Here is a 7,431-nt window from a genome sequence, read left to right as displayed (position 1 = left end):
GCCCTTCAAAAGGCTGTTTTTTCTTCTGTCTAATTTTACAAATTGAAAAATTTCATAAAGAAAATAAGAAAAATGCAAAATAATTAAAGTTAATTGTTGACGTGATGCTTTTATTATCGGTATCATAAATCTTCGTGAGCAATTATTTTTCGTTATACGATTTTTTATTATTACTGAATTTTTGAGAGGAGAAATTAGATGTCAGTTAAGAAGAAAACGCAAGTACGCACCGGCAAAATGGTACGTGAACTAATGTTAGCAGACGAAGATGTAAATGCTTCGCTAATTATGGTATATAGTGAAAACGGTGTAAACGCAGAAATTAAAATCGAGGGCTTAACGCCGAAATGTAACGAAGAATTATTTTTGAGCGGAAACGTGGATTGGAACAAGAGTGTTATTTATAAAATTGTTGATTTCACTGGAAACGCTGAAGTTGGTAAAGTTACATTAACAGCGATGAACAAAAACAATGTTTCTCTAGAAATTGAACGCGTTATGTGGAGTAAAGAAAATAAAGAAGCTGCCGAGCAAGAAGAAACACAGGTAGAAGCAGCACCGAAAAAAGAAGTAGTTGTAGAAGCTCCAAAAGCAATTACGCCTGCTCCTAAGCCTGTTACGCGTGTGGAAACACCTGCTATGGCACCTAAACCTACTCCGGTACCGACACCGAAGCCAGTAAGCGTAGAAGCAGCTGTAGAACTAGTTACTCCAGCGCCTGTGAAAAAAGCAGTCCCTACTCCAGTTACAAAGCAAGAGACAGCACCGGTTGCTCCTGCAAAACCGAAGCAGCCTGCTTTGACTGAAACAAATTCAAAACTACAAGAAAATTATGTTAAACTCGTGAAAAAGACAATTGAAGTTTGTCAAGATTACGAGCTTGGCATCGACATAGATGATTCTATTGAAAGCTTAAAAGAAGAACTACAAAGCCAAGGTATTAGCGTTACATTTGACAAAGAAATTATGGACGTTGTAAGTCGCCTTCGTTCTTTACAAGATAAAGGAATCAAAGTAGAAAAAGTACTTAATTTACTATAAAAAAATAAGAGGTGGCTATCGCCACCTCTTATTTTTTATAATTCCACTCATTACTTTCATACTTTTCTTTCGCTAACGTTTGAACTTCATGTAACTGTTCTTCTGTTAATTCATATGGAACAAGTTCTACATCCAATCCTTTTTCAAAGCCAACTTCAAACGCTTTAATTAACTGTTCTATCGTAAATGTACGGTCTGTTAATTCATTAATTGCTACTGCTTTAGAAGAGAACATACTCTTCATACGTTCCTTCACACGTTCATTTGGGAATAAAAATAGATCATATAGTTCATCTAAATCAATTTCTAATGGAATCGATCCATGCTGTAAAATAACACCTTTTTGACGTGTTTGAGCACTACCAGCAATTTTTCGTCCTTCCACTACAATTTCATACCAAGATGGCGCATCAAAACATACGCCTGAACGTGGATTTTTTAAATTTTCACGATCTGCTTCTGTTTTTGGAACTGCATAATATGCTTCTAACCCTAATGCCTTAAAACCATCTAATAAACCTTGCGAAATAACACGATACGCTTCTGTAACTGTTTTCGGCATATTCGGATGATCTTCAGACACAATAACACTATACGTTAACTCTTTGTCATGTAGTACACCCCTGCCGCCTGTTTGACGACGAACGAATCCATATTTCTTTTCGTTAACTACATCCATATTAATATCTTTTTCAACACGTTGAAAATACCCAACTGTTAATGTTGGTACTTCCCATTCATAAAAACGAATTGTTGGTGGCATTTTCTTTTCACTTTGCCAATTTAATAAACATTCATCTAACGCCATATTAAATGCCGGTGAACATTGACCAGAGTTAATATAACACCATTTTTCTTTTCCCATCCTGCACCTCATATAACCAATTATTTTTCACATTCTCTAGTCTACCAAATTCGACAAAATTTGTGAAAGAATACGAAATTTCTTCTTATATGCAAATGAATCTGTTGCATAAATATATAAGGGCATTATAATATTGAAAGTAGGATAAGAAAAAAGGGAGCGATAGAATCGTGTCAACAACTTGGATTATTTTATTAGCCGTAATCGTAGCATTTATCGGCTACACTGTATGGATGTACTTCTATCAGAAAAAATTAATTAAAACTCTTACAGAAGAAGAATTTCGCGCTGGCTACCGTAAAGCACAGCTTATCGATATTCGTGAAGCAGACGAATATAACGCAGGGCATATTTTAGGTGCACGTAACATTCCGTTATCACAAATTCGCCTTCGCCATAAAGAACTTCGTCAAGATCAACCTGTTTACTTATATTGCCAAAGCGGATTCCGTACAGGTCGTGCAGCGCAATACTTAAAAAAACAAGGCTACAAAGATTTCTACCAATTACAAGGTGGATTTAAATCTTGGACAGGCAAAATTAAAAAGAAATAATAACATACAAAAAACTAGCTGAATAAATCAGCTAGTTTTTTCATTTCATCTTATTCGCAATGTATAATAAATTCTGCTTGATTACCTTTTCATCGTTCTCTTCTACATTCCGATACAGCAGTTGATATTCAATTCCTTTCTCTTTCCATATAAGCGTAGCAAATTCGTCACCACGTTCATAATCATCTTTATTTTTAAAATAAGCAGACGTTCCATTATTCAGTTTCATTTGTTCTTGAAATCGCTTCTCTTCCACAAGATCCGGAAAACTATAAGGAAAGTTCGCGACATTTAACTCAATATACTCATTTCTACCTGACTCCTTCTGTTTATATTTAATCGTTAAGACAGTGTTCTTTTTCCCAAGCGTTCTTACTTCCCCCTTCACATCACTTGTAATGTCGTACGGTAAAAACGTTGGAACTTTAAACTTCACCGGAAAATATTTTGGAAGTTCCTTTAGCGGAATAGGATCCGTAACACGATCCATAGCTCCTCCTGTTGTTCCCACAAAGTGTTTTTCTTCTTGCATCGTTTGCTGAAACGAACACGAACTAAGCATGAAACTAGAAAACACGAAACAAATGATTCTTTTTTTCAATTTGTTTCCGCCCTTTCATACCGCTCTCTTAACGAACGAAGCGTTGATATTCTCTTCATATTCGCTTTGTCACCAAACTCCACCTTTGAAAACTTTCCACGTTATTCTCACACATTTTGACAACACTTTTTGCAAACAAAAAAGACCCCTATCATTCTTACGCCCAAGTGAAAAGGTTACGCGAATAAAAAGAAGTCTTATTAATACCATAGTTTGTGAAAAGCTTTTCAGGTCAAGATTTTTTCTTTCTTATTATTTTCCCTTTATAATAAGGGAAAGAGGTGATACATATGGCCAATATAAAACAAATTGCTAAAACTGCTGGTGTATCGATATCAACTGTTTCTCGTGTCCTGAATAATCACCCTTACGTAAAAGAAGAAAAGCGTAAGCGTGTTCTAGATGCTGTTGAAGAATTAAACTACGCAAAAAATATAAATGCTGTCCATTTAATAAGAGGGAAAACATATACAATTGGCGTTATGCTTCCTTTCATTAACCTCCCCTACTTCAGTACGATTATTGAAGGAATCGGAAACGAAGCGTTAGCTGCCGGATATCACATTAATTTATGTCAAACGAATTACGATAGCATTGAAGAAATTCGTGTTCTTGAAATGATGAAAATGAAACAATTTGATGGGATGATTATTTGCTCCCGAACGAGCTCTTGGAAACAAATCGAACCTTTTGCAAAATTTGCCCCTATTATTTCATGTGAAAAAATGAAGCATCCCCTCATTTCATCCATCTACGTAGATCATTATGAAGGTTTCCGTCTCGGTACTGCCTATTTACTAAGTAGAGGCCATGAAAAAATTGGAATTTGTTTAGCAAGAAAAACAAGTGTAAATTCCATGGAGCGCGAAAAAGCGTTCGCCGATATACTTCGTAACGAAGGGAAAACGTTGCATCCTGAATGGATTTTCCACCAATGCTATACAATGCAGGACGGAGCACAAATACTCCATCGTATTTTAAATATGAAAAATCGTCCAACTGCTATTTTCACAGCGAACGATCAAGTTGCAGCTGGTTTATTAACAGAGGCTCGAAAACATGGTATTCGAGTACCTGAAGACCTTGCTATCCTTGGATTTGATAATCATGAAATTTCAAAGGCATTAGAAATTTCCACAATTGAACATCCCGGTCTCGCAATGGGCTCACATGCTTTTTCTTTATTCCATAAGCAGATCCAAAGCGAGCAAATTGTCGGCAGTGCAAAAGAACTTTCATTCCATTTAATTGAGCGAGAGACTGTCTAAAAAGAGCGTTACCTATAATGCTCTTTTTCAGCTCTTCACCTATTGACATTATATTTTTCATCTCATATAATGAACCTAACGAACGGTAGGTAGGGGATGAAAATGACAGCAAACCGCATTAAAGCTGTAGCACTTTCTCATTTCGCACGCTACGGCTATGAAGGAACTTCATTGGCAAATATTGCTCAAGAAGTTGGGATTAAAAAACCATCGATTTACGCACACTTTAAAGGAAAAGAAGAGCTATATTTCATATGCTTAGAATCTGCTCTTCAAAAAGATTTGCAGAGCTTCACAGGCGATATCGAAAGCTTTTCCAATTCGTCCACTGAAGAATTGCTTTTAAAATTATTAAAAGGGTATGCAAAACGATTTGGTGAAAGTGAAGAATCAATGTTTTGGTTACGAACTTCTTATTTTCCGCCTGATGCATTTCGCGAACAAATTATTAATAAAGCAAATGTACACATTGAAAACGTCGGAAAACTTTTATTCCCTGTATTTAAAAGAGCAAGCGAACAAGATGAGCTGCATAACATTGAAGTAAAAGACGCCTTAGAGGCTTTTCTATGCTTACTCGACGGTCTTATGGTTGAACTATTATACGCAGGTTTAAATCGTTTTGAGACACGTTTAGACGCTTCTTGGAAAGTATTTTGGCGCGGACTTTCAAACTGACGGATTGCCCTTTGCAATGCGTCGTTTTTAAGCCCTTTACCTAACGACTGGTAGGAAGGAGAAATGACATATGGCATGGATTTATGTAATCATCGCTGGTATTATTGAAATCTTTTGGGTGATTGGACTAAAAAAAGCAGAGGCACCACTTGAATGGGCTGGTGTTGCTCTATTAATTACAATTAGTTTCGTCTTATTATTTAGAGCTTATAAAGATTTACCTGTCGGCACTGTATACGCAGTCTTTACAGGAATCGGAGCTGGTGGAATCGTTCTTACAGAGATTTTCATCTTCGGAGAACCTTTCTCTATCGTAAAAGTTTTATTAATCGGTTTAATCTTCTTCGGAGTAATTGGTTTAAAACGAGTAACAGAAGAAAAAGAAGCGAAGGAGGCCGCATAAAATGGCTTGGGTATTTTTAATTCTAGCTGGTATTTGTGAAATTATTGGTGTACTCTTTATGAAAGTAGCCACTGAAAAGAAAGGCTGGGCACCAAAAGTTATTTTAATCGCTAACTTCGGCGTAAGCTTCTTCTTCTTATCTCTTGCGATGAACACATTACCGATGGGAACTGCTTACGCAATTTGGACTGGAATCGGAACTGCTGGAAGTGCACTTCTAGGCATTCTCATTTTCCGAGAATCAGCGGATTGGCGTCGTCTTGCTTTCTTAAGCTGCATTTTATGCGGCGCTGTTGGCTTAAAACTATTAAGCTAACGTGAGGTGAATGTCATGTGGAAAGAACAAGGAAAGAAAATATTAGCATGGATCACACTTTGTATCGTCATTCTATTACAAATAAGTTTTCATATAATAGAATCATTGTTTCATAAAGTATTATCCATTCTCACATTCCTTCCTAACATGACACTTGAAATTATATCGATTGTTTGGTCCATTATCGCCTCCATTGCAATCGTCATTATATGGAGTATCGCCAAACTATGGAATAAGTTATTTAAAAAGGACAGTACTTCTGAAAAAGAGTAACTGTCCTTTTTATATTCATTCAGACTTTCTGTAGAAGTTAGATGTGATAAGACAAAACAGACCAATTATAACAATACTTATACCAATTCCTTTATGCAAATTAGGAAACGGTGATGGTATGTCTGAATAAAAATTTGATAACAAAAGACCTATTGACAAAAATAATACTCCTATTTCAAATAACAATTTTCGTTTCCCCATTGTTCCCCCTCCAATTTTTTTCATACATTCCTTTCTTTTGGACATACTACCCAAAAAAAGGAGTGGATAATATGCAAAATTCTATACATAAGCAAATCCTATTTTTATTTTTCCTATTTCTTATTCTCATCATCGTTTTCAGCTTTATATTACATACTCCGAAAGATGTGCCAAATAGCGTTTCTTTTTATAAACTACTGCTCTCGTATTGTCGTTATTGAAGAAGGTGCCTTTTATAGGGCACCTTTTAAAATTCTCTCTTCTCATACAATTTCACTGAAACGAAGATAGATGCTATGAGCATACATATTGAACCAATGAATAACAAGGTATTATATAATTGAATTTGTTCCAAGTTGATTTGAAACAAAGTTTCTAAAATAACAATCGGCGCCATGAATATTACTATTGTAATAAGAATAGTTTTTTTATATCCTAACCAAAAAGATATTGGTAGAACAAAGCTTAAATACACTAAAATAAAGCTAATACTAGCAAGCAATGTCGTTTCAATAAATTCAAATAGGTTAATCCCATTCTTCATTCCCATCGTGAAACAGCTGACCGTTACACTTATAAAAAGAATAATAATTGCTACTATATATTTCGCATACACAATTTGTTTTCTCAATATTGGTAAACTATTTACTATAACTTCACTCTCATTTTTACTATCTGCTTCAAATGTTTTTACTGTTGCCCCAATTGTAATAATTACTGACATAATGATGAATAAATTTTCCGTATCTGTTAAGGCCATATAAAAGAAAACAGGATACAGTATGTACCAAATTAAAAATTTCCATTGAATGATGAAATCTTTTAAAATTAGTTGCTTGATCATGTATTACACCTCCTAATATGAAAATGTCCCTTCTATAACTCTGCCTCCTGAAACATTTTCATTGAGAGGAACATGGATACGAATATACTCACTAATACTCCGATACCAAGAACACCCATTGCTTGTGTAGCCTCTTGAGAGTGAAGTACTTTTAACATAATTGTTTTATCACCAAAAATATTGCACATAAGACCAATCATACCCATTAAAGGAAAAAGCATAATCAAATTCAAGACAGTAATAACTTTATATCCCCCAATGTAATTAGTCGGTATCGTTACTGCACAATAAATCAAAGTTGCTACTATTGCTGAAAATATTGCATATCCAGGCATAACTATATCTCTGTTCAATAAAATATTCCCTAATATTACGACTATAAAAGTT

12 protein-coding genes are annotated in these 7,431 nt (G+C 35.1%); 7 read left to right on the top strand and 5 right to left on the bottom strand.

The annotated features are described in order from the left end of the window. Nucleotides 1-198: 198 nt before the first annotated feature. Complete coding sequence (locus tag ABWK52_RS16980) at nucleotides 199-1,041, top strand: hypothetical protein (protein WP_000111900.1); 843 nt, start codon at nucleotides 199-201, stop codon at nucleotides 1,039-1,041. A gap of 28 nt (nucleotides 1,042-1,069) precedes the next feature. Here the strand turns inward: ABWK52_RS16980 and ABWK52_RS16975 are convergent, their stop codons facing one another. Beyond that, entirely contained in the window at nucleotides 1,070-1,906 is an 837-nt protein-coding gene (locus tag ABWK52_RS16975; protein WP_000514081.1) for a lipoate--protein ligase family protein, read from the bottom strand. A 170-nt stretch (nucleotides 1,907-2,076) separates the two neighbouring features. Between ABWK52_RS16975 and ABWK52_RS16970 the strand changes: the two genes are divergently transcribed. Continuing rightward, nucleotides 2,077-2,460 (top strand): rhodanese-like domain-containing protein, encoded by a 384-nt coding sequence (locus tag ABWK52_RS16970; RefSeq protein ID WP_000108653.1) that lies wholly within the window; start codon nucleotides 2,077-2,079, stop codon nucleotides 2,458-2,460. Nucleotides 2,461-2,500: 40 nt separating this feature from the next. On the opposite strand, the gene ABWK52_RS16965 is transcribed toward ABWK52_RS16970, so the two are convergent. Next, a complete protein-coding gene (locus ABWK52_RS16965; RefSeq protein ID WP_025966335.1) occupies nucleotides 2,501-3,037 on the bottom strand; it encodes a hypothetical protein in 537 nt (178 codons plus the stop codon). A gap of 314 nt (nucleotides 3,038-3,351) precedes the next feature. On the opposite strand from ABWK52_RS16965, the gene ABWK52_RS16960 reads away from it, so the two are divergent. The 5 genes from ABWK52_RS16960 to ABWK52_RS16940 all read left to right on the top strand — a co-directional run bounded on the left by ABWK52_RS16960 (nucleotide 3,352) and on the right by ABWK52_RS16940 (nucleotide 5,999). Further along, the gene (locus ABWK52_RS16960; protein WP_098541555.1) at nucleotides 3,352-4,329 is read left to right on the top strand and encodes a LacI family DNA-binding transcriptional regulator; all 978 of its coding nucleotides are present in this window, start codon (nucleotides 3,352-3,354) and stop codon (nucleotides 4,327-4,329) included. Nucleotides 4,330-4,425: 96 nt separating this feature from the next. Next, on the top strand, nucleotides 4,426-5,007 hold the full coding sequence (locus tag ABWK52_RS16955) for a TetR/AcrR family transcriptional regulator (RefSeq protein ID WP_002005730.1): 582 nt from the start codon (nucleotides 4,426-4,428) through the stop codon (nucleotides 5,005-5,007). 70 nt (nucleotides 5,008-5,077) lie between these two features. Further along, nucleotides 5,078-5,410, top strand: coding sequence for a DMT family transporter (locus ABWK52_RS16950; RefSeq protein ID WP_000312339.1), 333 nt, complete (start codon nucleotides 5,078-5,080; stop codon nucleotides 5,408-5,410). Nucleotide 5,411: 1 nt separating this feature from the next. Beyond that, nucleotides 5,412-5,726 carry a DMT family transporter gene (locus ABWK52_RS16945; protein WP_000312623.1) on the top strand — a complete coding sequence of 105 codons (315 nt, stop codon included), beginning with the start codon at nucleotides 5,412-5,414 and terminating at the stop codon, nucleotides 5,724-5,726. 15 nt (nucleotides 5,727-5,741) lie between these two features. Continuing rightward, the gene (locus tag ABWK52_RS16940; protein WP_000265427.1) at nucleotides 5,742-5,999 is read left to right on the top strand and encodes a DUF3975 family protein; all 258 of its coding nucleotides are present in this window, start codon (nucleotides 5,742-5,744) and stop codon (nucleotides 5,997-5,999) included. Between the two features lie 15 nt (nucleotides 6,000-6,014). On the opposite strand, the gene ABWK52_RS16935 is transcribed toward ABWK52_RS16940, so the two are convergent. The 3 genes from ABWK52_RS16935 to ABWK52_RS16925 form a co-directional block, all read right to left on the bottom strand. Next, nucleotides 6,015-6,200, bottom strand: a complete 186-nt coding sequence (locus ABWK52_RS16935) for a hypothetical protein (protein WP_000518066.1) — start codon at nucleotides 6,198-6,200, stop codon at nucleotides 6,015-6,017. Between the two features lie 247 nt (nucleotides 6,201-6,447). Next, nucleotides 6,448-7,044 carry an ABC-2 transporter permease gene (locus tag ABWK52_RS16930; protein WP_000595346.1) on the bottom strand — a complete coding sequence of 199 codons (597 nt, stop codon included), beginning with the start codon at nucleotides 7,042-7,044 and terminating at the stop codon, nucleotides 6,448-6,450. Between the two features lie 32 nt (nucleotides 7,045-7,076). Further along, a partial coding sequence (locus ABWK52_RS16925; protein ID WP_353772017.1) for an ABC-2 transporter permease occupies nucleotides 7,077-7,431 on the bottom strand: 355 nt, incomplete at its 5' end.

The organism is Bacillus sp. AP50, assembly GCF_040492675.1.
Lineage (GTDB): Bacteria > Bacillota > Bacilli > Bacillales > Bacillaceae_G > Bacillus_A > Bacillus_A cereus.
Note: the sequence above shows the minus strand (reverse complement) of the source record. Positions and strands in the feature narration are given on the sequence as shown.

What these genes read in the sequence shown, in the direction of transcription:
- ABWK52_RS16940 (WP_000265427.1), top strand. Translation starts at nt 5,742, where the DNA reads ATGTGGAAAGAACAAGGAAAGAAAATATTAGCATGGATCACACTTTGT.
- ABWK52_RS16980 (WP_000111900.1), top strand. Translation starts at nt 199, where the DNA reads ATGTCAGTTAAGAAGAAAACGCAAGTACGCACCGGCAAAATGGTACGT.
- ABWK52_RS16955 (WP_002005730.1), top strand. Translation starts at nt 4,426, where the DNA reads ATGAAAATGACAGCAAACCGCATTAAAGCTGTAGCACTTTCTCATTTC.
- ABWK52_RS16950 (WP_000312339.1), top strand. Translation starts at nt 5,078, where the DNA reads ATGGCATGGATTTATGTAATCATCGCTGGTATTATTGAAATCTTTTGG.
- ABWK52_RS16930 (WP_000595346.1), bottom strand. Translation starts at nt 7,044, where the DNA reads ATGATCAAGCAACTAATTTTAAAAGATTTCATCATTCAATGGAAATTT.
- ABWK52_RS16975 (WP_000514081.1), bottom strand. Translation starts at nt 1,906, where the DNA reads ATGGGAAAAGAAAAATGGTGTTATATTAACTCTGGTCAATGTTCACCG.
- ABWK52_RS16960 (WP_098541555.1), top strand. Translation starts at nt 3,352, where the DNA reads ATGGCCAATATAAAACAAATTGCTAAAACTGCTGGTGTATCGATATCA.
- ABWK52_RS16935 (WP_000518066.1), bottom strand. Translation starts at nt 6,200, where the DNA reads ATGGGGAAACGAAAATTGTTATTTGAAATAGGAGTATTATTTTTGTCA.
- ABWK52_RS16945 (WP_000312623.1), top strand. Translation starts at nt 5,412, where the DNA reads ATGGCTTGGGTATTTTTAATTCTAGCTGGTATTTGTGAAATTATTGGT.